Source organism: Shewanella sp. S1-58-MNA-CIBAN-0166, assembly GCF_040310085.1.
Lineage (GTDB): Bacteria > Pseudomonadota > Gammaproteobacteria > Enterobacterales > Shewanellaceae > Shewanella.
In genome coordinates, this window is the sequence record NZ_JBEOPN010000003.1 from 84,450 (window position 1) to 107,191 (window position 22,742).

Below are 22,742 nucleotides of genomic sequence, written 5' to 3' on the forward strand. Positions count from 1 at the left end.
ATACCGCATTCTAATGAATACGGTATTTTTGTTTTAGCTACAGACGTTTATTTTGCAAACATAACCTAAGCCAATGACTAATGGGCTTCATTCCAGTTGTCGCCAATGCCAGCCTCAGCTAATAATGTCACGTCTAATGACGCTGCTTGCGCCATTAAATCGCACACTTTGGTTTTGAGGGTTTCAGCCTGGGCCTCATCCACTTCAAATACTAATTCATCGTGTACTTGCATTATCAGGGTGATTTCACCTTGAGTGTCTTGGTTAATCCACTGGTGAATGGCTATCATGGCTTTTTTGATGATGTCTGCTGCAGTTCCTTGCATCGGAGCGTTAATCGCTGCACGTTCAGCTGCCTGACGACGCATTGCATTACGGTCGTTGATTTCAGGCAAGTATAAACGACGTCCGAATAATGTAGATACATAACCTAGCTCAGCGGCGATGGCTCGGGTTTCTTCCATGTATTTGAGTACACCTGGATAGCGAGCAAAATACGTGTCGATATACTTTTGTGCTTCATTGCGTGGAATATCGAGCTGTTTGGCTAAACCAAACGCAGACATTCCATAAATTAAGCCAAAGTTAACCGCTTTAGCGCGGCGACGTTGCTCGGTGGTGACTTCTTCAAAGTGCACTCCAAAGACTTCCGCTGCGGTAGCTTTATGAATGTCTTTGCCTTCTGCGAATGCGGTTAGCAAGCCTGCATCTTGAGATAAATGAGCCATGATCCGCAGTTCTATTTGTGAATAATCGGCAGCTAAAATTTTACGACCGGCAGGGGCAATAAAGGCTTGGCGAATACGACGGCCTTCTTCAGTACGGATTGGAATATTCTGTAAGTTTGGCTCACTTGATGACAAACGACCGGTTGCAGCATTAGCTTGGTGGTAACTAGTATGCACTCTGCCAGTAGCGGCATTAACCATAAGTGGCAGTTTGTCGGTATAGGTGCTCTTTAATTTGGCTAGGCTACGATGTTCAAGAATAACTTTAGGTAAAGGGTAGTCAAGTGCCAGCTCCACTAATACATCTTCTGCTGTTGATGGCGCACCTTTAGGGGTTTTCTTCTTTATTGGATAACCTAGTTTTTCAAAAAATAGCGTTTGTAGTTGCTTTGGTGAAGCGAGGTTAAATTTTTCTTCGGCAATTTCGTAGGCTTTATTTTCCAAATCATCAAGCTTTTTGGCTAACTCACCACTTTGTTGACTAAGTAGCATTGAATCAATCAATACACCTTGGCGCTCTACATCAGACAATACTTGTATTAAGGGTAATTCTAGCTCATTAAATACACTGGCCAGTTCTGGTTCTTTTTCAAGCCTTGGCCATAGATGTTGATGTAAACGCAGAGTGATATCGGCATCTTCAGCGGCGTATGGCCCAGCAATATCCAAATGAACTTGATTAAACGTCAGTTGCTTTGCGCCTTTGCCAGCGACTTCTTCAAAACTAATATTTTTATGGCCAAGGTATTTTAACGCTAAACCGTCCATGTCGTGACGCGATGCGATTGAATTAAACACATAGGATTCGAGCATGGTGTCAAAGCGTATACCTTTGAGGGTAATGCCTGCGTTGGCTAAAATACTCATATCATACTTGAGATTTTGACCTACTTTTTGCGGTTTATCGCCTTCAAGGATCGGACGCAACTTTTCAAGCGCGCTGGCTTTATCAATTTGCTGCGGCGCATCAAGGTAATCATGTGCTAACGGTAAATAGGCTGCTTTACCTGCTTCGGTAGCAAATGATAAACCGACAAGTTCCGCTTCCATGTAGTTGAGACTTGTGGTTTCGGTATCAATCGCTATCAGTTCGGCGCTATTAAGTTTTTCAATCCATTTATCAAGCGCTTCTATGGTCAGAATCGTTTCATACTCAGCTTCAATGGTTGGCGATACGGTGATTTCTTCTTCGCTATCTTGGCTGATGGTACCGCGGGGTTGCTTATTATCGAGTACTTCCGCTAACCAACGCTTGAATTCCATTTCACCGAAGCATTTAATGAGTTCATCACGGTCTTGAGGCTTAACCGTCATTTGATGCCAGTCTTGTGCTAACTCGACATCGGTTTTAATGGTCGCCAGTTCATATGATAACTTTAACATGTCGGCATTTTCGATGATTTTAGCCGGCATGGTTTTCGAGCCTCTAAAGCCAACTTCAACGACGCTTTGTGGATCGGCTAAAATATTTTCTACACTTCCTACACCAAGCAGCATCGCCAGCGCGGTTTTCTCACCGACGCCAGGTAAACCTGGAATGTTATCGGACTTGTCGCCCATGAGTGCTAAGAAGTCGATTATTCTATCGGGACTGACACCATATTTCGTTTTGACCTCTTCAGGGCCCATAATGGTATCTGTCATGGTATTGATTAACGTGACATGCTCATTCACTAGCTGTGCCATGTCTTTATCGCCGGTACTGATTAATGTTGCCCGGCCTTCTTTACTCGCTTGAAGGGCGATGGTACCGATCACATCGTCGGCTTCCACACCAGAAATGCTGATCAAAGGTAAACCCATTGCGTGAATGATTCTATGTAATGGTTCTATTTGATTACGCAGATCATCGGGCATAGGTGGGCGCTGGGCTTTGTATTCACTGTACATATCGTTGCGGAAAGTTTTGCCTTTAGCATCAAAAACAACAGCGATATGACTAGGACTGTAACGGCTTAATAAACTACGAAGCATGTTAACAACACCGTAAACCGCGCCTGTTGCTTCACCTTTTGAATTGGTTAAATGAGGTGGCGCATAATAAGCGCGATAAAGATAAGATGAGCCATCAACTAAGATGAGCGGGTTATTGGGAATTGTTGGCATAATTAATTTTCGTGTTCAGTATTTTGCGAGACTAATAGGATGACATTATACCCATAGCACCTCAAGATGCTTGTGAGATTGTCAGTTATTTACCCAAGATAGTATCAATAATCGTAACGTTTGACTCGTTGTGTATCCAGTGAGGTTTTTTGGGCAATTTTATAGAGAAAAGCCAACAATCAGCCACGCCAAAAGACTCTCAGCCTGTGGATAAGTCTGTGAGTGAATTAATCAACGTTGCTGGATAGATTTTCTTACGGCTTGAAATGAAATCAGTAACTAGTTGAGTTATATGTTCTTTTTTATTTTTTGTGAGCTAAATATTATTTCTAATAAATATTACTAATTTGTGGACTTTTTTATTGATGTCAGTTAAGTCACAATCGAATTCAGTGATGTTTTATGACTAAAAAAAAGGCATCTAGCAAATTCGACGTTCTAAGTTAGCACGATTTTTAATCAGATCAATCGTTTTGTTGGTTTTTTGTTGTAAATTTTACATTATCAATTAAAAGTTGAAGGAAGATGTCATGAAAAAGATTGCTGTTTTACTGAGTGGCTGTGGTGTATTTGATGGAACTGAAATTCACGAGGCTGTATTAACCCTACTGGCGATTACGCGAGCGGGTGCTCAATATCAATGCTTTGCTCCAGATATTACCCAAATGCATGTGGTGAATCATTTAACCGGTGAGGTCAACACCGACGAAACCCGTAATGTATTAGTTGAGTCTGCACGGATCGCTCGTGGGGAAGTGCTTAATGCCAGTACATTAGAGGTAAGTCAATTTGATGGTTTGGTGATCCCTGGTGGTTTTGGTGCGGCTAAAAACTTATCCAATTTTGCAACCACAGGCAGTAATTGCCATATTCAGCCAATTGTAGAAAACTTTATTCGTGAGTTTGCGTTAGCGCATAAACCTGTCGGTTTTGTGTGTATTTCACCGGTGATGATCCCTCATATTTACGGCGCAGGCGCTATAGGCACAATTGGAACCGATTCTGAGACGGCTCATGCATTTACTGAAATGGGCGGTAAGCATAAAAATGTGCAAGTTGAAGATATTGTCGTTGATGAAGTCAATAAAATCGTCAGTACACCTGCGTATATGCTAGCAACGTCAATTTTAGAGGCACATATTGGCATTGAGAAGTTGGTTAATAAAGTACTCGAAATGGCTTAGCGATTTGGGCTGAGATGCATTGTGAATATGAGCGGATTAATGATAAAAAGAGTGCCACCTAAAGTGGCATTTTTATTTATAGTTAGCTGGTTTTAGTGGTAGGTGAGGTTCTACTATCAAATAATGCTTGGGCTAATCCAACACAAAGCCCTGCAATGTGGGCGCCATTCGCAATTGGCATGCCTAACACATCAGTAAAGCCGAGAACCAACCAAACGAGCATAAATCCCATATAAGATTGCGGCAAACTAATACCGCAGCTAGGTTTACGAATACCCATTAGCCAAGTGTAACCTACCACAGCGTATACGACGCCAGACAAGCCACCAAAATTAGGCCCTGTCATGTAAAACTGCACAATATTAGGCAAAGTGCCCGCGACAACTAATAAAAACAGTAACGGTCTAGTCCCCAAATTGGTTTCAATTTTACCGCCTAAGTACCACCACCACAGCAAATTAAAGATAATATGCATAGCAGAAAAGTGCATTAAACTTGGGGTGAATACGCGCCACACTTGGTTTACATCACTGTCTGCAACGGCGCTAAAAAAAGATAACTTAGTGAAGATGGCATCGGCAAAACCAAGGTTCATGCCCGCGAAAATGGCAACACAAGCAAAAAAGCACACTAATGTCAGTGGGCCTGCGCCTGTCATAAACTGTTGAATTAAGCCTTTAGTTCCTGGGCCATAGTCAAATTTGGTATCTGTTGCACCGTTGTCCCAAGAGGCTTGCAAGTATTTACTATCGTATGGATTTTTAGCAAACTCAATTAACTCGGCGCGAGCTTGGTTTTCGTCGGCGGGGTTAGTGATTATTAGGCCAACACCCTGAGAATGAGTCACTGCATGGCATTGAATATTTAACCCTTTGAGGTGGTCAATAAATGCTTGTGCTGCACGCGCATTAGGTAGTTGGCCGATTTCTATCATGCGTGAGCCAAGCTCCAGGCACTATAACCACCATCTAAACTGTAGATGTCGTCAAAACCTTGTTCGTTTAAATAACTGGCTGCGCTTTGGCTGCTCATTCCATGGTAGCAGACAACAACTACCGGCTTGTCCATATCAGCACCACCAATGAAGTCAGCTAGGTTTTCGTTGCTTAAATGGGTCGCACCTTCAATATGGCCAGCAGCAAAACTCGCTGCGTCGCGAATATCAACAACTTGTATGTCGTTAGATTCAGTCGACATATGGATAAGCTCATTGATAGACAAATGTTTAAAACCAGACATGATATTACCTATAAAAATGTACAAATAGCGATGTGCTTAGCGCCAGTTTGCAACAAGGGGTTGTATAAATACAACCCCTTGTTGGTGTACTGACTCATTAAGCCACAATACTGAGACAGTAAAGCTTAATCCCAGTTCAATATAACTTTACCTGACTGACCTGAACGCATTGCATCGAAGCCTTTCTGGAAATCATCAATACTAAAGTGATGAGTAATGATGGGTGACAAGTCTAAGCCAGATTGGATTAAGCTTGCCATTTTGTACCAAGTTTCGAACATTTCACGGCCATAAATACCTTTGATGATCAACCCTTTAAAAATGATTTTGCTCCAATCAATGGCCATTTCGCCACCAGGAATACCTAACATGGCAATTTTACCACCGTGGTTCATGGTGTCTAACATCGCGTGGAATGCCGATGGTACGCCTGACATTTCTAAACCGACGTCGAAGCCTTCTGTCATGCCAAGTTCTTTCATAACATCTTTAAGGTTTTCTGTTGCGACGTTAACCGCGCGAGTCGCACCCATTTTTCGGGCAAGATCAAGTCGGTATTCATTTACATCAGTAATCACAACATGACGAGCGCCGACGTGTTTACAAACCGCAGCAGCCATAATACCAATAGGACCCGCACCGGTAATCAACACATCTTCGCCGACTAAATCAAACGATAATGCAGTATGTACAGCATTACCAAATGGATCGAATATAGCCGCTAAATCATCTGGAATATCCGCAGGGATTTTGAATGCGTTAAACGCTGGTAACACTAAATATTCGGCAAACGCACCGTCACGATTCACACCAACGCCTGAAGTGTTACGGCATAAGTGGGTACGACCAGCACGACAGTTACGACAATAACCACAAGTGATGTGACCTTCTCCTGATACACGATCGCCAATACTAAACCCACGTACTTCCTGGCCAACATCGACCACTTCGCCGACATATTCATGGCCGGCAATCATCGGAACTGGAATGGTTTTTTGTGACCATTCATCCCAGTTGTAGATATGCACGTCAGTACCACAAATCGCTGTTTTACGAATTTTAATTAGCAGGTCGTTGTGACCCATTTCTGGTTTTGGTGCATCGACCATCCAGATGCCTTCTTCAGGCTTTAACTTACTTAATGCTTTCATGTTGATGACCTATTTTTAGTCTGAGCTATCGTTAACCACTGTTACGCGATGCTGTTATTAATCTATGCTTCTATTAACCTATGCTTTTATTAGTCAAGTTAGCTTAGATAATGCCCATATCTTTACCAATACGGGTAAAGGCACCGATAGCATGATCAAGTTGCTCGCGAGTGTGCGCAGCAGACATTTGGGTACGAATACGCGCTTGGCCTTTTGGTACCACTGGGAATGAAAAGCCAACTACGTAAATATGCTCTTGTAATAAACGGTTAGCAAAGTCGCCGGCCAATTTAGCATCGCCAATCATGACTGGAATAATGGCATGGTCTGCACCACCTAAGGTGAACCCAACCGCAGACATTTGCTCACGGAAATAACGACTGTTTTCCCATACTGCTTCACGCAAGTCTTGACCTGTTTTTAGCATTTCAAGCACCCGGATAGACGCACTAACAATAGAAGGCGCTAATGAGTTTGAAAATAGGTAAGGGCGAGAGCGTTGACGTAACCACTCAACGACTTCTTTTTTCGCTGCAGTAAAACCACCCGATGCGCCGCCTAATGCTTTACCTAAGGTACCGGTAATAATGTCGACACGATCCATGACATTACAGTAATCATGGGTTCCACGACCATTTTGACCGATAAAGCCTACTGCATGAGAGTCATCGACCATCACCAATGCGCCGTACTTATCTGCGAGATCACACACACCTTGAAGGTTAGCGATTACGCCGTCCATTGAGAACACACCGTCAGTGGCGATCAAAATGTTGCGTGCACCAGCAGCTTGAGCTGCAATGAGCTGAGTTTCTAAGTCGGCCATGTCATTGTTGGCATAACGGAAACGTTTAGCTTTACATAAACGCACACCATCAATAATTGAAGCATGGTTTAGCGCGTCGGACACAATAGCGTCCTCGGCATCTAATAAGGTTTCAAAAAGACCCGCATTAGCGTCGAAGCAAGACGAGTACAAAATGGTGTCTTCCATACCTAAAAAAGCACTTAGGCTAGCTTCTAATTGCTTATGAATGTCTTGAGTACCACAAATGAATCGTACCGATGCCATACCAAAACCGTGACTGTCTAAACCGGCTTTTGCGGCTTTGATAAGTTCAGGATGATTGGCTAAACCTAAATAGTTATTGGCGCAGAAGTTAATCACTTCTTCACTGTTAACTTGAATAGCTGTTTGCTGAGCGGAAGCAATGACGCGCTCACTTTTGTATAAACCATCGGCTTTTACATCGACAATTTGCTGATTAATTCGGTCGTAAAAAGAGGTAGATGCCACCTGTGTTCTCCTAAATATGGTTATTATGCTTATCCAAATCACGCAGTAAAACACCGCGATAAATGACAGGGTGTTTTGGAGTTATTGGCATTCTAACCTTTATTTTTGCCGCTCTACAGCGTTTTTTTTAGTCGTCAGACCAACATGAGTTAGATTAGGGGTATTGACTTATTCACATTAAAAAAACTAATCATTAACATGGTTGGTGACTGGATATGAAAGGCGGGTGATAACCCTAAGTTAATCCGCTAATAACCGATTCAATTGTAGTTGGTTATTGGCGGATTGGAAATTCTGTAATCGATGCGAGGTAAACGAAATACTTAGCTTATGTTTGCGCGACGCTATGGCGTTCTTGGCTGGCTATGTCTAAGTAGTGTTGCTCTAAACGACAAAATGTTGCGCTTGAAGTGGGAGTAGAGTAAGCCTGAAAAATCATCAAGACTCTTAATAGTCCATCGTATAGCGTGGCTTTAGTGATGGTTGATGTACTCGATTGAGTTAATTGGTAGCTAATCCAGAAACTGACCATCATTTTAATGGTGTCGGCAAGCGCGGTTACTTTATTATCATCGACGTCTAGGAAACCGTCTTTTTTGAGTTTGCGCAGTACATCACTTGAGCGAGTCAGTACTTGTTGTTGAGCATGTAAGTAGCGTTTCTTTAGCGCATCATCACGGCTTAAAATATCGGCTAAGTTGGCATACATAAACCTAAACTGCCATAAGGTATAGAACATGGCATCAAAATAACCCATTAATAATTCAATCGTAATAGGCACATCATCATAAGGCTTAAAGCCTGACTCTAAATGACTTTCATATAGACTGAAAATTGAATTAATAATGTCTTCCTTATTGCGAAAGTGGTAGTACAAATTGCCCGGACTAATGCCTAAATGCGCTGCAATATGGTTGGTGGTAATACTACGCTCACCGTGTTCATTGAATAGTTCTAAGCTGGCAAAAATGATTTTATCGCGGGTTTTCATGTGATTTCCATATTCATTATTGGCTTATTGTCGCTCAAATAATTCGTTAAGCCGACTTAATATGAGTATGTTAACATTGTGCTTATCTGACAAGCAAAAATCGATGACCCATCTTACATGAACCGTATTGTTTATTCTTTGTTCCTATATTTGTTGTTTCCGCTGGTGATTCTTTATTTAGCATTTCGTGCCATAAAAAGTGTCGACTATCGTAGCCGTTGGTCTGAACGTTTCGGTTTTGCTAAGTTAACCAAAACGGATGTGTTGATCCACAGTGTGTCGATGGGAGAAACGTTAGCGGCGATTCCGTTGATTAAGCAGCTGATGACTGCGCACCCAGATTATGCTTTTACCGTTACTACAACCAGCCCAACAGGGTCTGCTGAAGTGACTAAAGCATTTGGCGATACGGTACAGCATTGCTATTTACCGTTTGATTTTTCATATGCTATAAAACGTTTTTTACGCCAACTGCAACCCAAAGTGTGCATTATCATGGAGACTGAGCTGTGGCCAAACTTGGTCCACTTTGCAGAGCAGCAACAAGTGATTCTGATTTTAGCCAATGCACGCTTGTCGCAAAAGTCCGCTAATAAATACGCTAAAAAGCGCCGTTTGGCTGTGCCGATGTTAAACAAACTCAACTTGATTACCGTACAAACTAAAGCTGAAGCAGAACGATTTATTACCCTAGGAGTGGCAACTCAGCGCATACATGTGTGCGGCAGTTTAAAGTTTGATCTCACTATTGATCCCATCAAAAAACAACAAGCTAATACGCTTCGTGCCCAATGGGATCGGGTTAATTCACCTATTTGGGTTGCAGGGAGTGTTCACCCCGGTGAGTTTGAGGCCATTTTAAGCGCCCATAAACAGCTTCTAGCTTGTTTCCCTAATGCATTATTGATTATGGCGCCCCGACATCCTGAGCAATTTAATTTAGCCGCTATTACCATTACCCAATCTGGATTGGTGTTAGCTAGACGCAGTATGAATGATGAGGTTAACAGCCAGACTCAAGTATTACTTGGTGACACTATGGGGGAGTTAGTCATGCTATATGGTACAGCGGATCAGGCATTTGTTGGCGGGACATTGATTAATAACGGTGGTCATAATCCGCTTGAACCTGCGGCCATGGGCCTACCTGTGTATGTCGGTCCCAATCATTGGGATTTTGCTGAAATAACCCAGTTACTTGCCGATGCTGGCGCATTGACCTGTATTAGCTCAGCGGATGAATTGGCGCAAGAATTACAAAATAAGTTTACCGATAGCCATATGTATCAATCCGCGTCCTTTGCAGGCTTGGCGGTCGTTGAGCAAAATCGGGGCGCACTTTTAAAGCAATTCACCCTCATTAATGAGCTTGTCGTTTAACATTTTGCTGCCAGCCATCTGAACAAAAACGTATAAAAATAGACGCAAGTTAGCGTCTATTTTTATTACTACTCCATACCAGAGTTAGCTTTAGATTAGGTTTATGCTTTGATAACCGGCAAGTAATTGCTGCCAATGCTGTTGACTAAATTGCAGCGTAGTCAGTTTAGCGTGCTCTTTGTTAAAAGAACGTAGCAAGCGGTCTAAATTGGCCTGTTGCCATGTAGGCTGTGGTGTGCGTAATTCACCTCTATCAAAGTCAATTAAATAGAATTTTCCGTGTGCCAGTAAGATGTTTTTGGCATTTAAATCGGCGTGATATACCCCACGTTGATGAAATTTGGCAATGGTTTCGCCTAGTAAATACCATTGCGATTCTGTCATTGGGTTATGGCTTAAGTAAGCCACTAAATCATTTGCACCAGCAACATGTTCAATAATAATATCGGCTCGATACCATAAACCAAAACGTTCAACATTCGCTGCAATAGGGCGTGGAACCGCAAATCCTTCTTGATACAAAACTTCAAGAATCGCTAACTCTGCCACAGCACGGGTTCGTTGTAGGCCGGTATAGAAGTAGGCATCACGGCTGAATTTTTCCATCATTCCACCGCGCCAATAATGGCGTAACACCCATGTTTGCGGGCTGTCCGAGTTTTCGGTTTTGACAAACCATGTGGTGTAACGGCCTTTGGACTGACCCACCACTGCATTTTTTTCTCGCCAACCATCAACCGCGAAGTCTTGCGGTGCTAAGTGTTGGGCAGTGGTTTCACACCATGCAATATGGCCAAGTTGGGTGTTTTTTATTTGCATCTAATTATCAATAGCATTGGTTAGATTGTGGATCGAAATAACATTATACCTTAAGATCACTAACTTGCCTTCACCGCCTTAATTCTTCACTCAAGCATATTGGATAATCAATGAAAGCTGACTTTAGTGCGATACGTTCATTATGTTTACTGCGTTTGTCTGCCATTGGTGATGTTTGCCACGCAGTAGCAATGGTGCAGGCTATTCAAAAACAGTATCCAGACCTGAGTATTACGTGGATTATTGGTAAGGTTGAATATCAATTACTCAAGCATTTGCCTGGGATCCAGTTTGTTATTTTCGACAAGTCCAAGGGCTGGCGTAGCTATATTCAGTTACGTCGTGATTTACAAGGCCAACGTTTTGATGTGCTGCTACATATGCAAGTTGCACTTCGTGCGACCATAGCCTCATTAATGATCAAGGCGCGAATTCGAGTCGGATTTGATAAGGCCAGAGCCAAAGAAGGCCAGTGGTTGGTGACCAATCACGCCGTTGAGCCATTGACGACACCGCATGTGTTAGACGGTTTTATGGGCTTTGCTAAAGCCATTGGTGTAGAAGACTTAACGCCAAGCTGGAATATTCCTGTACCACAAGCCGATACCGACTTTGCCAAACAACTGGTGGGCGATGATAAAGTCATGGTGATTTGCGCAGCAGCCAGTAAGGCCGAACGCAACTGGCTGCCAGAGCGTTACGCTGCCGTTGCTGATTATGCTATTACGCAGGGATTCAGAGTAATGTTGTGCGGCGGCCCAACCGCGTTAGAAAAAAATCTAGCGGATGTGATTCAATCTCATAGCCAACAGCCATTGGAGAACCAAGTAGGTAAGACATCTTTGACTCAGCTGCTTGCAGTGTTAAAACAAGCCAAGCTAGTGCTAGCACCCGATACCGGACCTTTGCATATGGCTGTTACTCAAGGTACGCCAGTGATTGGTCTATATGCTCACTCAAACCCAGGGCGAACTGGACCTTACCTTTATCGCCAGTACACTGTCAGTGTTTACCCACAAGTGATAGCCAAGCAATTTGATGCACCTGTTAAATGGGGCACGCGTGCTAAAGGTGAGCATTTAATGGTGATGATAGAAGTTGATCAGGTAAAGGCTCAGTTTGATCAATTCATTAAGCAGTAAAAAGCTCGCCTTGAAGCGAGCTGTCATTATCTGAATTAGGATTTAATATTTATACTTGCCACGGAATAAACCAAATATCGCACTCAAAAGTGCTACAGGTAACTTTGTTTTTCGATGTTGTTTGAGTATGTACCAATTCCAAGCTTGTTTTTTATACTCAAGAATTTGTTCATTTGTTAATGTATCGTTGAACATATCGCAGAAATCGATGATGTATTTCAATTCTCTCATCGGGATATCTTGGCGGTAACCTCTACCTGAATAATGAATGAAATCTGCTTTTTGATAATCATCATGTCCTAAAAGCTGCATACGATTAAAGTTAGCTTCCACACCTATGCTTTTTATATTATCTCTCCTGATGAGATAGTTAATATAGGTTTGGTCGTAAAATTTAACGTTGTTACAAATGGCCTGCATTTCTTCAATATTGGCTTTATCAAATAGTCCGGTTTCTTTAGATAGCAAAAACATCCCAGAGTTGTAATAAACTATTTTATTGTCTTCTTTTGGCCAGTCGACCTCGCCTAAGATATTATTAATTTGCACCGCTTGCTCACCGCGATCGCGATGAGCCCCTTCATTGAACATATAAACCGTATCAAGGTCAGAATAGAGTTCAAATATATCTCGCGCCCATGGCGTCACGATAATATCTGCATCTAGATACAGTACTCGATCATATTCTTTGAGTATCTCTGAAATATATAGCTTTTCAGACCATGCCGGGCTGGCATCAAATTTAGGGTTACTGACATGAATTTTATAATGCAGTTGATCTGAAACGATGACATCAGCCCCAATTCTTTTACCATAAGCTTTAAAGCTGGCAATGGCAGCGCGATACATTGGGTTATCGCCAATAGCGAGTGTAAAAATAGCCTTCTTCATCCGTTCACCTTGCGTATATTTATGTATTGGGTGTTAAGTCTTTAACCGAGAGAGTTCATTTTTTTATATTGTTGGAATACTCGGTCAACGCTGATGTCTTCAATGTGGCCTCTACCTTCTGTTGCATACATGACATGCGATACCTCACTTTCTGGTGGTGCCCAATAAGGCTTTTTCTCACGCATCATTGCTAATAAAGGGCGTTGAGCTGCAAAAGCAAAGTGCAATATTGCCGTATCGACTGTTACCACAAAATCAGAGTGTGCAATGAGTGATGGTAGTTCAAAAAAATGTTCGTTAACGGTGAAAACAGCCGTTTGCGTATTTGTTCGAGCCGTAAATTTTTCAGTTTCAATACTAACAGAGTCAAAGTTTTCTTGAGTGACATTAATAATGAAACGTTGGCTAGAATCAATTGCCGATATTTTTTCAATGAGGGAGAATAATTGTGATAATTTCCAATCTTTTTTCTCATTGGTTGATAAGTGATTTAAAAATATGAGTTTCCCTTGTTTTTCTGGGTCACTAAATTTGGAGTTTAACCACGACTGAGTAATGGGTTCAATTGCGTCCGGGGTCTTTAACGTCGGCATTAATTGCTCGGAAGTTAAGGTAAGCCCCAAAACTTCACTAAATATCATATTGTATCTGTCAGTAATGTGGTGCGACTTAGGTAAGTTACTCTCATCTAAAATAAAAGTATGGTCTGAATGGCGAAAAAATATCTTGTTTAACCATCCAAATGAAGCACTTTTAGGGATACTCGACACGATAAACGCTTTGTCGTTTATGCTGCGAGCGATTTGTGAATATTGTCGACTTTTACTGACAGAATGACAAAAAATAATGTCATACTTACGCAATTTGGCTTGCTCCACATGGCTTTGCATTGCTAATTTTGAATCAGTGCAGCCGTAAGTGAGCTTAAAGGCACCCTCTGTATCCATCCATTGTTGCAAAATTTTGCTTCTAGATAAGCGCCAGCTATCACTATTACAACGAATATCATCTAACCATATGTCGATTTCAATATGAGAATATTGCTTTTTTAAAGCGATAAGAAAGGTTTTTAAGTAAAGAAAGTCACCTAACGCAACTGGCGAAATAAACAGTAAGCGTTGACATGTTTGCAATTGCTTTATAGACACTATTGGCATATGAATAGACAGCTTTGTTGATAGTTATACTTGAAATAATACCTTGAAAAGAGGGCTTTTTGAATCAATACCTTGAGAAAAGCTAATAGATGTATTGATTTCATTTGATATCAGATTGGTCGGTTGAGAGGATTAGATGTAAATTGAGGCGTGTTATCATTTATACTAGTGCTCTTTGCAAATTCTGATGCGGAATTATTAATAGGAATTGACTTGCGATGATTTGTTTTGATGTTTTACATCCCTATTATTTACCACAATACTTTCCTGTCGCTGCAGAGCTACAGAAGCGTTCGGTTCCTGTGACATATGTTATCTACAAGAGTGTTGATCAGCAGTCGGTATTGGAAGCGCTTGTAAGTAAGCATCAGCTAAATGTTGTCTGGGTTAATGATGAATCAGAAGCGCTTGAATTTTATTTGTTGAACAAGCCTCAATGGGTTGTGTTCGGTAATGCATTTGCTTCAGCGTCACGATTAAAAGGGATCAGTCAGACTGCCTTGATGCAGCATGGTGTCGGGCCAAAGTCGGTATATTATACTGTTTCAAAAGGCGATATTGAAGTTCGCTTTGTGGAAGGGCAATATCGTTTAAAGCGATTACAGGAGATGTTTCCTGAAAAAGTGTTCATTGATACTGGTTATGCCAAGCTAGATCCAATTATCCAAGGAGATGAACAGGGTTTAGACTTAGCTTCTTTAGGATTAGATACTAATAAAAAAACCTTGTTATATGCGCCAACATTTTATCCAAGCAGCATTGAAGAAATGGCTAAAAATTGGCCATCTCAATTTTCTGAATATAATATATTGCTCAAACCACATTATTTTTCATTGAGTAAATCAAATTATAAAAAACAAAAAGCGCTGCTAACTCACTGGGCTAGTTTCGACAATGTTTATTTAGCGCCTGCTGAAGAAGCAAATTTATTACCTTTCATGGTCTCTGCTGATGTATTAATTAGCGATGCTTCATCTGCCTTATTTGAATTTGCCGCATTAAATAAACCTGTTGTATGGTGTGATTTTTATCACTTACGTTGGTCTTATCGTGGGATTTTTAAATTCAGGTTTAAGAATCGTGTCGATCAAGATTTATACCGCTACGCAGACATTGCTGCGCACGCCAGAACATATAAAGAATTAAAGCAAGTTGTTGATCAACAGATAGCACATCCAGAGTTGTTTGCGCCTCAACGGACGCAATATACGGCAGAGCTAGTGGGTGTTGTTGATGGCCTTTGTAGCCAACGAATTACTGACTATTTATTAGAATAAGGATTTAGATGAACATTATTACATTCGGTACTTTTGACATGTTTCATATTGGTCATTTAAATATTTTAGAAAGAGCGAAAGAGTTAGGCGGTAAGTTGGTTGTTGGGGTGTCATCTGATGCTCTTAATTTTAGTAAAAAACAACGAAACCCTATTTGCGATGAAATCGATCGAATGAGAATTGTCGCGGCTCTATCCTGTGTAGATCAAGTTTTTCTTGAAGAGTCATTAGAGCTTAAAGCCGAGTACATTCAAAAGTATCAAGCTGATTACTTAGTGATGGGGGATGATTGGGAGGGACGTTTTGATCATCTATCTCATCTATGTAAAGTGGTGTATTTACCAAGAACCCCTGCGATTTCAACAACAATGTTAATTGAGATCGTTAAAGAAATTAGATAGTGAGTTCATCATTTCTATGAAACAGAAACATGCTATGGATAAAAAACGCCATAGCATGTTGCTGTTAAGCTAGTTTTCGCTTCGTAAGAGCTATAAACCGTTATTGACCAATAAAATGTTGGGTTTTAAGCCAATCTAAATATTCAGGTACAGCTTGCTCAACCGTTTTAAACTCAGCTTGATAACCAGCCGCTCTTAATTGAGTTAAATCGGCTTGGGTATAACTCTGATAAGCGCCTTTCAATTTGTCTGGGAAAGGAATGTATTCAATGTGCCCTTTACCATGATAAGCAATCACAGCATTGGCAACATCATTAAAGCTTTGCGCTTGGCCAGTTCCACAGTTATATATGCCCGATACAGATGGGTTCTGCCATAGCCATAAATTGACGTTAACCACATCTTCGACAAACACAAAATCACGAAGTTGCTGACCATTTTCATAACCATCAACACCTTCAAACAAACGACACACACCATTAGCGTTAATTTGATTGTTAAAGTGGAAAGCCACACTGGCCATGCCACCTTTGTGTTGTTCACGTGGACCATAGACGTTGAAATAACGTAATCCTGCCACTTGGCCAGTGAGCTTTTGCTGTCTTACATATTGATCAAATAAGAACTTAGAGTAAGCGTAGACATTGAGCGGTTTTTCGAGTTCGCGTTGCTCAATAAACTTTTCGCTGCCACCATAGACAGATGCAGAAGAAGCATAAATAAATTGGCAGTTATTAGCTTGGCTGTAATGCAATAATGTTTTTGAATACTCATAGTTATTGGCCATCATAAACTTGCCATCCCACTCGGTGGTCGATGAGCAAGCGCCTTGATGGAAAATGACTTCAAGTTTGTTATCAAAATCGCCCGCTTTGATTTGCTTGATGAAATCATCTTTATCAAGATAATCAGCAATTTCACAATCGGCTAAATTGAACATCTGGGTGCCGTCAGTTAAGTCGTCTACCGCAATAATGTCATTTCGGCCCATGGCATTAAGTTGTTTTACTAAATTACTACCAATAAACCCGGCTGCGCCTGTCACAACTATCATATTCGTATTTCCATTATTGTTGCTCGCGATGAGCTAATTTAACACACTGCGACAATCTAAGATTGTTTGTTCAAAAAGTCGGCTATTTCATTCGATACCTGATCAAAATTGATTAATGCCATATTACGACCCGTTCTTTTTCCTACGGGAGGCGTATAAGCAAATCGTTTGCTTGGTTCAGATAATGTTCCCCATCTAATATGAGGTGTTGAGCGTCTTCCTGCGTAAAATCCAACAGTAGGCACATTATGTAAGCCCGCGATATGCAGAGGCCCTGTTGAGCCGGCAATAAACATGTCTGCAGCTACCAATGATTCGGAAAAATCAATCAAACGGTCTAACGGCTTAGCCAGCGATATTTTAATTGAGGTATTGGCCAGTAACGTTTGAATTTCTTTTGCTAGCTCCAGTTCACTTCCGTTAAATGTTAAAATAAAATGGCATGCTGATTGAGTTTGTTGATCAACATTTATCATTAACTGAACTAGCTTTTCTACAGGTACGCAACCAGAAGAGCCACCGGTACCTGGATGAATAAAAATTAGCTTTTCGTTGGTTAACTTTTGGTAGTGTTGTTGCCAATATTCTTTGCGATCACTCATATCCCAAAATCTATCAGGTAGTTTAGGAATGGCATAACCGTGGTGAGTTAAGAAGTGCTCTACAAGCATACACGCACCTCGCCAGCAGCCTTCACTGTTTAAGTATTCATTGCTTGCTCGATGTTTATATAAATATTGATACCAATTATGTTTAGGTACTAATTTATATGGAATATTGCTTTTGCTAAGAATTTTATAAATTCGAAATTCTGACAACAGAATGATTACAGCATCGTAATGTTGCTTCGCAATTTGCTCAGCAATGTCTGTATCATCTTTTGAGTCGATAATAGTGTTGTCTACATATGGACAGGCTTCAGCAAAGGACTTAACAACCGGTGCGACAAATACATCAATAGTCGCTTCGGGCATTGCTTTTCTGAGTAAATAAAGTGCTGGCCATGTCAGTACAAAATCGCCAATTTTATCGTGTTTGATGACTAAGATTTTTTTCATATGACTGTCTGAAAGATAAAATATTAACTTAATTCCATCAGATGATGGGGCTTATTGTATTGTGACTTTTAACGATTCTCTCAACGGCCATGATGATTGGCGCAAGAGCTGTCACAGAGTATATCAACTCAAGACCGTTTGTTCATCGTTTGCATGCGGAATTGTATCAAGGGTTAACAAATATCGGTTGCTATTGTTAACTAATCTAGCCATTGTGATGAATTTTTTGACAACAAGCTAAAGCCAGAATATTAATGATATACTCCCAAACCTCTCACTGTAAAAATGGTGAAATGCATGTGAGTGCAAGGACGCAAAACAACCACGGTTTTCTTAAGGGTTGTTTTCAATTTATTCAATGGATTAAATCAAATGTCACTAGTAAAAGTAACCTAACGGTAGCATCAACCATTTTATTCAGCAGATGTCGCCATTACTGAATATTCTAGGGTTAAATATCAGTAGTTGAACATGATTAAATTGGGTGTTTGGGTTAGTAATATATGAAATGTAAAGTTTTTCTCATTAATTTAGATAACAGTACTGAACGATTTACGTTCATGGATGAGCAGCTAAAACAATTAGGTATCGAATACCAACGTATTTCCGCCGTATACGGTAAGGATTTGCACGATATCGATATTGCGAAAGTGTATGATCCGCAAACAAACCTTCAAAAATACGACAAAAAGCTTAATTTGGGTGAAATTGGCTGCTACCTAAGCCATGTCCAATGTTGGCAAATGATTATTGAACAACAGTTAGATTACGCTTTAATTCTTGAGGATGACTCTATCCTAGATCCTGCGTTAATGACGGTGATACAACACATTAATAATCTTTCTGCTGATTGGGATTACATTAAATTGTGTCACGGGCGTAAGCCCAAAGGTATTGTAAAATCGATTGTGCTTGATGAGCGCTTTAGTTTATCCACATGTTTAAAGTTACCAGCTTCAACCCGCGGCCAATGCGTGTCATTTGCTGGAGCACAAAAATTATTAGCAACGGCATACCCTATTGCCCGTCCTGTTGATATTGATATTCAATTTTGGTTCGAAAAACAATTACGTTGCTTTGTTGTAAGACCTTTTCCTGTGATTGGAACCGATTTAGACAGTGATATTAATCGACAAGGTAGACGTACTCATGTTGAACGTCATCATTTATTGCGTATTTGGCAAAAAGTGAAGTTCGAGCTGAAATTGTTGAAACATAAACAACATCTGCCATCACTTCCCAAAATACAAAAATAGTCATGTCGCCATGTGATATTAACCCATACCTAAACCAAATGGTGATTCATTCTGGTGATAAAAGTCGCTAAACTAGCGGCTACAAATGATGTAAAGGCGAAATATTATGCACAGAAGAGCAATTTATCCAGGTACTTTTGACCCTGTAACTAACGGTCATGCCGATTTAATCGAACGTGCAGCCCGCTTATTCAAGCATGTGATTATTGGTATAGCGTCAAATCCTTCTAAGCAGCCTCGTTTCTCTCTCGAAGAACGTGTCGCTCAAGTTAACTTAGTGACAGCACATTTAAAAAATGTCGAAGTTGTCGGCTTTACTGGGTTGTTGGTTGATTTCGCTAAAGAGCAACATGCGAGTGTGTTGATCCGTGGGCTTCGTGCGGTATCTGATTTCGAATACGAGTTTCAGTTGGCAAATATGAATCGCCGTTTAAGCCCTGATCTTGAAAGTGTGTTTTTAACCCCAGCGGAAGAAAACTCATTTATTTCTTCTACGTTAGTAAAAGAAGTGGCATTACATGGGGGTGATGTGAGTCAATTTGTTCATCCACAGATCGCAGCTGCATTAAAGCTGAAAGTAGCACAAATTCAATTAGATAAAGAAGGTAAGTAATTTCATGATAAAAGGATTTAAGTCAACTAAGGTTGCTGCCGCACTTGGATTAAGCGCGATGATGCTCTATAGCAGTGCTCAAGCTGCACCATGGGTCGATACTTCTGATATCTATGTGCGTGCAGATATTCAAGCCTTAGCTGATGCCGGAGTGATTAGTGCACCTATTAATACATTTCCATTGATGTGGTCTGGTATTGGAACTGATTTAGCTCAAGCTGAACCTGCTTTGTTAACGCCAGATTTGGTGGATGCATTTGCACGAGTTAATTTTTACTACCAAAATGCTGTAGGGAATCGTGGTAACACCAGTATAAAAGTAGCAGCAGCATCTGATGAGGCGCGTTTTCAACATTTTGGCTCTGATTATCGTGAAAAGGGCCAGTTACAAGGCTCACACGAATACACTGGAGAGCGATTTTCTTATAAGATTTCTGCATCGGCAAATTATAACCCTGCGGACGACGAAGAAATCCGTTTAGATGATTCTTATATTGCGGTGGTGCTAGGCAATTGGATTGTCACTGCCGGCAGCGTCGGCCAATGGTGGGGACCTGGATTTGACTCATCCCTTCATAAATCAAATAATGCTCGTCCAATGCCGTCTTTAATGATCAGTCGTAATAATTCACAAGCATTTGAAACGCCTTGGCTGTCATGGATAGGCGATTGGAGTTTAACTGGTGGCGTGAGTGTGACCGAAGAAGATCGTTATGCTCCACATACCCTATTATGGAATCTTCGTGGGGTAATTAAGCCATTTAGGCAGTTAGAAATTGGTTTGTCTTGGACTACACAGTTTTGCGGTGAAGGCCAAGAATGTAGCTTCAATACCGCGGTTAAATCCATTACTGGTCAGCGTGATTGTCGAGCAGATAATGTCGATGAATTTGGTTGTTCAAACTATGGTAACCAGATGGCGGGCTTTGATGTCCGTTATGCAGATACCTGGTTTGATGTGCCTGTTGGTTTGTACTTAGAACGCACCTGCGAAGATTCAAAAGGTGATCCATGGCAAATCGTTGATTGCGGTAAAATGGTTGGTGCAGACACACGCTTTAATATTGCCAAACAACAATATAAATTATTTATCGAGTACACCGATACTATGGTGTATTGCGGTGAAGACAAAGATCAATTTAACTGTTTTTATGAGCATTCAACATACCAAAGTGGCTCACGTTATTATGGTCGTGCTTTTGGAAGCACCTACGACAGTGACGCTAATGTGTATGTTTTAGGGTTAATAGGCCAATTTGATAATAGTCATGGGTTTACTACGTTACTACGATATGCTCAGCTTAATAAAGACGGTGAAAACTTTGATAGTGTTTGGGCTCCACAGCCATTGAAAGAAGATATCATGATGCTGGAATTGTCATATCGTTTGCCTATGTTTAACGGCATGTTGACCTTAGGTGGCAGTGTGGCTAATTCAGAGTTCGAAGTACAAGATGATGATACTCAAGGCACTGTTTTTTCGACTTACGAATATAAGTTTTAAGCCTTATGGTTGATTAACCCGAGTTGAGGTTGATGATATGAGGGAGCCCAACGGCTCCCTTTTTTATGTGTAAATTGACATGCGATTTAGGCGTTATTTATCCGACTAACGCTGTTGGCATAAACCACAAAAAACCGTGGTACGTTGGCCCAGTTTTATCTCACTTAATAAATTGCCACAGGCTGTACAGGTTTTGCCGCCACGGCCATAAACATGCAGCTTTTGGGCAAAATAACCTGGCTTACCGTCTGCATTAGTAAAGTCTTTTAATGTTGTTCCGCCTTGTTCAATGGCGTGTGCCAAAATTTGTTTAACTTCACTGACAAGAATCGTTAGCCGTTCTAAATCAATACTTCCTGCCGCGGCTTCTGGGTGGATCCCGGCAGCAAATAAAGCTTCGTTGGCGTAAATATTACCGGCTCCAACTACGATGTGATTATCCATTAAGCACAGCTTAATCGCCTTTTTCTTGCCCGCAAGTGCTGCTTGCAATTGCAATGGCGTAAAATGAGGGCTTAGTGGCTCTGGGCCAAGCTTTGATAGCAGTGGATGGGCTTCTTCTGGTAACTCATACCATAACCAAGCACCAAAGCGACGTGGATCGTTAAAACGTAACATGCGCCCATTTTCGAGTACTAAATCAATATGGTCATGTTTTTCGATTGGGGTATTGCGCGGTAAAATACGTAAGCTGCCTGACATGCCTAAATGCACTATTGTCATTCCTGCATTGGTATCAATGAGTAAGTATTTCGCTCGTCTGCGGACATTGGTAATACGCTGACCAACAATGTTTTGAGCAATAGCCGGCACAGGCCAACGAAGTGAGGCATTGCGCACAATCAATTCACTTACCGTTTGCTCAATAAGATATGGACTGATCCCTAGACGGGTCACTTCAACTTCTGGTAATTCGGGCATAATGACTCATTATTTTGATTGAGGAGGTATGGCTAATATAGGTTGTAGCCCAGCTCGTAAACTCGGCGGTACTAGATACCAATTTTGACTGGACGATTGTAACAAGCCTTCATTTGGAAAGTAGCGCCATAATTGTGTTGTTTGCATATTATCGATGGCAATAGACAGTGTTTGCTCTTTAAGGCTATGTTCAGGCTGATTTTTTAATGGTGATACACTAATATTTTGCCATGATAAAGCCCATTGCTGACAATTGAGCACCTGCGAATGACACTGCCACTGTCCGTCTTGTTGACTTAACCAAATACCATCAAGTTGTAATTGTTTCAAAGGCAGCTGCAGATCAAATAAAGGCACTGTATCATCCGGAACATTGACGGTTTTATCATTGATAAAAGACAACACCACAATCATAAACACACTGGCACCAATAATAATATAGTTCCAATTTTTGCGTGACAGGGCCATAAATCACCTTAATGTGGATTAAAACTATCTCAAACTGGTAATGTAACGCGCAAGTTTGAAGCGGTAAATCATGGCATAAGTGTACCACTGACGATAGCAAAAACA

The 22,742-nt window shown here is 41.1% G+C and carries 21 protein-coding genes; 8 read left to right on the forward strand and 13 right to left on the reverse strand.

The window, feature by feature from the left end; translation table 11 throughout:
* Positions 1 to 77 precede the first annotated feature (77 nt).
* Positions 78 to 2,834 (reverse strand): DNA polymerase I, encoded by a 2,757-nt coding sequence (gene polA, locus AAEY99_RS03205; RefSeq protein WP_162024169.1) that lies wholly within the window; start codon positions 2,832 to 2,834, stop codon positions 78 to 80.
* A gap of 530 nt (positions 2,835 to 3,364) precedes the next feature.
* Between polA and elbB the strand changes: the two genes are divergently transcribed.
* Entirely contained in the window at positions 3,365 to 4,018 is a 654-nt protein-coding gene (gene elbB, locus AAEY99_RS03210) for an isoprenoid biosynthesis glyoxalase ElbB (RefSeq protein ID WP_101088612.1), read from the forward strand.
* Between the two features lie 82 nt (positions 4,019 to 4,100).
* Here the strand turns inward: elbB and glpG are convergent, their stop codons facing one another.
* The 5 genes from glpG to AAEY99_RS03235 form a co-directional block, all read right to left on the reverse strand.
* A complete protein-coding gene (gene glpG, locus AAEY99_RS03215; RefSeq protein WP_350998327.1) occupies positions 4,101 to 4,952 on the reverse strand; it encodes a rhomboid family intramembrane serine protease GlpG in 852 nt (283 codons plus the stop codon).
* Positions 4,949 to 5,257: a thiosulfate sulfurtransferase GlpE gene (gene glpE, locus AAEY99_RS03220; protein ID WP_101088610.1), complete on the reverse strand. Its 309-nt coding sequence runs from the start codon at positions 5,255 to 5,257 to the stop codon at positions 4,949 to 4,951. Before glpE ends, glpG begins: the two co-directional genes overlap by 4 nt.
* A 125-nt stretch (positions 5,258 to 5,382) precedes the next feature.
* Positions 5,383 to 6,408: an L-threonine 3-dehydrogenase gene (gene tdh, locus AAEY99_RS03225; protein ID WP_101088609.1), complete on the reverse strand. Its 1,026-nt coding sequence runs from the start codon at positions 6,406 to 6,408 to the stop codon at positions 5,383 to 5,385.
* Between the two features lie 103 nt (positions 6,409 to 6,511).
* A complete protein-coding gene (locus tag AAEY99_RS03230; RefSeq protein ID WP_351009116.1) occupies positions 6,512 to 7,705 on the reverse strand; it encodes a glycine C-acetyltransferase in 1,194 nt (397 codons plus the stop codon).
* Between the two features lie 328 nt (positions 7,706 to 8,033).
* The gene (locus AAEY99_RS03235) at positions 8,034 to 8,696 is read right to left on the reverse strand and encodes a TetR/AcrR family transcriptional regulator (RefSeq protein ID WP_059747035.1); all 663 of its coding nucleotides are present in this window, start codon (positions 8,694 to 8,696) and stop codon (positions 8,034 to 8,036) included.
* Positions 8,697 to 8,813: 117 nt separating this feature from the next.
* Between AAEY99_RS03235 and waaA the strand changes: the two genes are divergently transcribed.
* A complete protein-coding gene (gene waaA, locus AAEY99_RS03240) occupies positions 8,814 to 10,076 on the forward strand; it encodes a lipid IV(A) 3-deoxy-D-manno-octulosonic acid transferase (RefSeq protein ID WP_351009118.1) in 1,263 nt (420 codons plus the stop codon).
* A 90-nt stretch (positions 10,077 to 10,166) separates the two neighbouring features.
* Here the strand turns inward: waaA and AAEY99_RS03245 are convergent, their stop codons facing one another.
* Complete coding sequence (locus AAEY99_RS03245; RefSeq protein ID WP_351009120.1) at positions 10,167 to 10,895, reverse strand: 3-deoxy-D-manno-octulosonic acid kinase; 729 nt, start codon at positions 10,893 to 10,895, stop codon at positions 10,167 to 10,169.
* A gap of 110 nt (positions 10,896 to 11,005) precedes the next feature.
* On the opposite strand from AAEY99_RS03245, the gene AAEY99_RS03250 reads away from it, so the two are divergent.
* A complete protein-coding gene (locus tag AAEY99_RS03250; protein WP_351009122.1) occupies positions 11,006 to 12,037 on the forward strand; it encodes a glycosyltransferase family 9 protein in 1,032 nt (343 codons plus the stop codon).
* A 42-nt stretch (positions 12,038 to 12,079) separates the two neighbouring features.
* On the opposite strand, the gene AAEY99_RS03255 is transcribed toward AAEY99_RS03250, so the two are convergent.
* Complete coding sequence (locus AAEY99_RS03255) at positions 12,080 to 12,928, reverse strand: glycosyltransferase (RefSeq protein WP_192116210.1); 849 nt, start codon at positions 12,926 to 12,928, stop codon at positions 12,080 to 12,082.
* Positions 12,929 to 12,969: 41 nt separating this feature from the next.
* The gene (locus AAEY99_RS03260) at positions 12,970 to 14,085 is read right to left on the reverse strand and encodes a glycosyltransferase family 9 protein (protein WP_351009124.1); all 1,116 of its coding nucleotides are present in this window, start codon (positions 14,083 to 14,085) and stop codon (positions 12,970 to 12,972) included.
* A 218-nt stretch (positions 14,086 to 14,303) separates the two neighbouring features.
* Between AAEY99_RS03260 and AAEY99_RS03265 the strand changes: the two genes are divergently transcribed.
* Together AAEY99_RS03265 and AAEY99_RS03270 are read left to right on the forward strand one after the other, a co-directional pair.
* On the forward strand, positions 14,304 to 15,362 hold the full coding sequence (locus AAEY99_RS03265) for a CDP-glycerol glycerophosphotransferase family protein (RefSeq protein WP_162024161.1): 1,059 nt from the start codon (positions 14,304 to 14,306) through the stop codon (positions 15,360 to 15,362).
* A gap of 8 nt (positions 15,363 to 15,370) precedes the next feature.
* On the forward strand, positions 15,371 to 15,763 hold the full coding sequence (locus tag AAEY99_RS03270; protein WP_011639339.1) for an FAD synthase family protein: 393 nt from the start codon (positions 15,371 to 15,373) through the stop codon (positions 15,761 to 15,763).
* Positions 15,764 to 15,863: 100 nt separating this feature from the next.
* Here the strand turns inward: AAEY99_RS03270 and rfaD are convergent, their stop codons facing one another.
* Positions 15,864 to 16,817: an ADP-glyceromanno-heptose 6-epimerase gene (gene rfaD / locus AAEY99_RS03275; RefSeq protein WP_162024160.1), complete on the reverse strand. Its 954-nt coding sequence runs from the start codon at positions 16,815 to 16,817 to the stop codon at positions 15,864 to 15,866.
* A 56-nt stretch (positions 16,818 to 16,873) separates the two neighbouring features.
* On the reverse strand, positions 16,874 to 17,875 hold the full coding sequence (locus AAEY99_RS03280; RefSeq protein ID WP_182745106.1) for a glycosyltransferase family 9 protein: 1,002 nt from the start codon (positions 17,873 to 17,875) through the stop codon (positions 16,874 to 16,876).
* Between the two features lie 503 nt (positions 17,876 to 18,378).
* Between AAEY99_RS03280 and AAEY99_RS03285 the strand changes: the two genes are divergently transcribed.
* The 3 genes from AAEY99_RS03285 to AAEY99_RS03295 all read left to right on the forward strand — a co-directional run bounded on the left by AAEY99_RS03285 (position 18,379) and on the right by AAEY99_RS03295 (position 21,248).
* A complete protein-coding gene (locus AAEY99_RS03285) occupies positions 18,379 to 19,131 on the forward strand; it encodes a glycosyltransferase family 25 protein (protein WP_192116209.1) in 753 nt (250 codons plus the stop codon).
* Between the two features lie 106 nt (positions 19,132 to 19,237).
* Positions 19,238 to 19,744, forward strand: coding sequence for a pantetheine-phosphate adenylyltransferase (gene coaD, locus AAEY99_RS03290; RefSeq protein ID WP_011639335.1), 507 nt, complete (start codon positions 19,238 to 19,240; stop codon positions 19,742 to 19,744).
* Between the two features lie 4 nt (positions 19,745 to 19,748).
* Complete coding sequence (locus tag AAEY99_RS03295) at positions 19,749 to 21,248, forward strand: capsule assembly Wzi family protein (RefSeq protein WP_351009128.1); 1,500 nt, start codon at positions 19,749 to 19,751, stop codon at positions 21,246 to 21,248.
* 105 nt (positions 21,249 to 21,353) lie between these two features.
* Here the strand turns inward: AAEY99_RS03295 and mutM are convergent, their stop codons facing one another.
* Positions 21,354 to 22,169, reverse strand: coding sequence for a bifunctional DNA-formamidopyrimidine glycosylase/DNA-(apurinic or apyrimidinic site) lyase (gene mutM / locus AAEY99_RS03300; protein ID WP_101088594.1), 816 nt, complete (start codon positions 22,167 to 22,169; stop codon positions 21,354 to 21,356).
* A 9-nt stretch (positions 22,170 to 22,178) separates the two neighbouring features.
* On the reverse strand, positions 22,179 to 22,637 hold the full coding sequence (locus tag AAEY99_RS03305) for a hypothetical protein (RefSeq protein ID WP_182744902.1): 459 nt from the start codon (positions 22,635 to 22,637) through the stop codon (positions 22,179 to 22,181).
* Between the last annotated feature and the right edge of the window lie 105 nt (positions 22,638 to 22,742).

Bases quoted from the DNA above. Each gene is read 5' to 3' on its own strand.
- polA (WP_162024169.1), bottom strand. From the start codon at position 2,834: ATGCCAACAATTCCCAATAACCCGCTCATCTTAGTTGATGGCTCATCT.
- elbB (WP_101088612.1), top strand. From the start codon at position 3,365: ATGAAAAAGATTGCTGTTTTACTGAGTGGCTGTGGTGTATTTGATGGA.
- glpG (WP_350998327.1), bottom strand. From the start codon at position 4,952: ATGATAGAAATCGGCCAACTACCTAATGCGCGTGCAGCACAAGCATTT.
- glpE (WP_101088610.1), bottom strand. From the start codon at position 5,257: ATGTCTGGTTTTAAACATTTGTCTATCAATGAGCTTATCCATATGTCG.
- tdh (WP_101088609.1), bottom strand. From the start codon at position 6,408: ATGAAAGCATTAAGTAAGTTAAAGCCTGAAGAAGGCATCTGGATGGTC.
- AAEY99_RS03235 (WP_059747035.1), bottom strand. From the start codon at position 8,696: ATGAAAACCCGCGATAAAATCATTTTTGCCAGCTTAGAACTATTCAAT.
- waaA (WP_351009118.1), top strand. From the start codon at position 8,814: ATGAACCGTATTGTTTATTCTTTGTTCCTATATTTGTTGTTTCCGCTG.
- AAEY99_RS03245 (WP_351009120.1), bottom strand. From the start codon at position 10,895: ATGCAAATAAAAAACACCCAACTTGGCCATATTGCATGGTGTGAAACC.
- AAEY99_RS03250 (WP_351009122.1), top strand. From the start codon at position 11,006: ATGAAAGCTGACTTTAGTGCGATACGTTCATTATGTTTACTGCGTTTG.
- AAEY99_RS03255 (WP_192116210.1), bottom strand. From the start codon at position 12,928: ATGAAGAAGGCTATTTTTACACTCGCTATTGGCGATAACCCAATGTAT.
- AAEY99_RS03260 (WP_351009124.1), bottom strand. From the start codon at position 14,085: ATGCCAATAGTGTCTATAAAGCAATTGCAAACATGTCAACGCTTACTG.
- AAEY99_RS03265 (WP_162024161.1), top strand. From the start codon at position 14,304: ATGATTTGTTTTGATGTTTTACATCCCTATTATTTACCACAATACTTT.
- AAEY99_RS03270 (WP_011639339.1), top strand. From the start codon at position 15,371: ATGAACATTATTACATTCGGTACTTTTGACATGTTTCATATTGGTCAT.
- rfaD (WP_162024160.1), bottom strand. From the start codon at position 16,817: ATGATAGTTGTGACAGGCGCAGCCGGGTTTATTGGTAGTAATTTAGTA.
- AAEY99_RS03280 (WP_182745106.1), bottom strand. From the start codon at position 17,875: ATGAAAAAAATCTTAGTCATCAAACACGATAAAATTGGCGATTTTGTA.
- AAEY99_RS03285 (WP_192116209.1), top strand. From the start codon at position 18,379: ATGAAATGTAAAGTTTTTCTCATTAATTTAGATAACAGTACTGAACGA.
- coaD (WP_011639335.1), top strand. From the start codon at position 19,238: ATGCACAGAAGAGCAATTTATCCAGGTACTTTTGACCCTGTAACTAAC.
- AAEY99_RS03295 (WP_351009128.1), top strand. From the start codon at position 19,749: ATGATAAAAGGATTTAAGTCAACTAAGGTTGCTGCCGCACTTGGATTA.
- mutM (WP_101088594.1), bottom strand. From the start codon at position 22,169: ATGCCCGAATTACCAGAAGTTGAAGTGACCCGTCTAGGGATCAGTCCA.
- AAEY99_RS03305 (WP_182744902.1), bottom strand. From the start codon at position 22,637: ATGGCCCTGTCACGCAAAAATTGGAACTATATTATTATTGGTGCCAGT.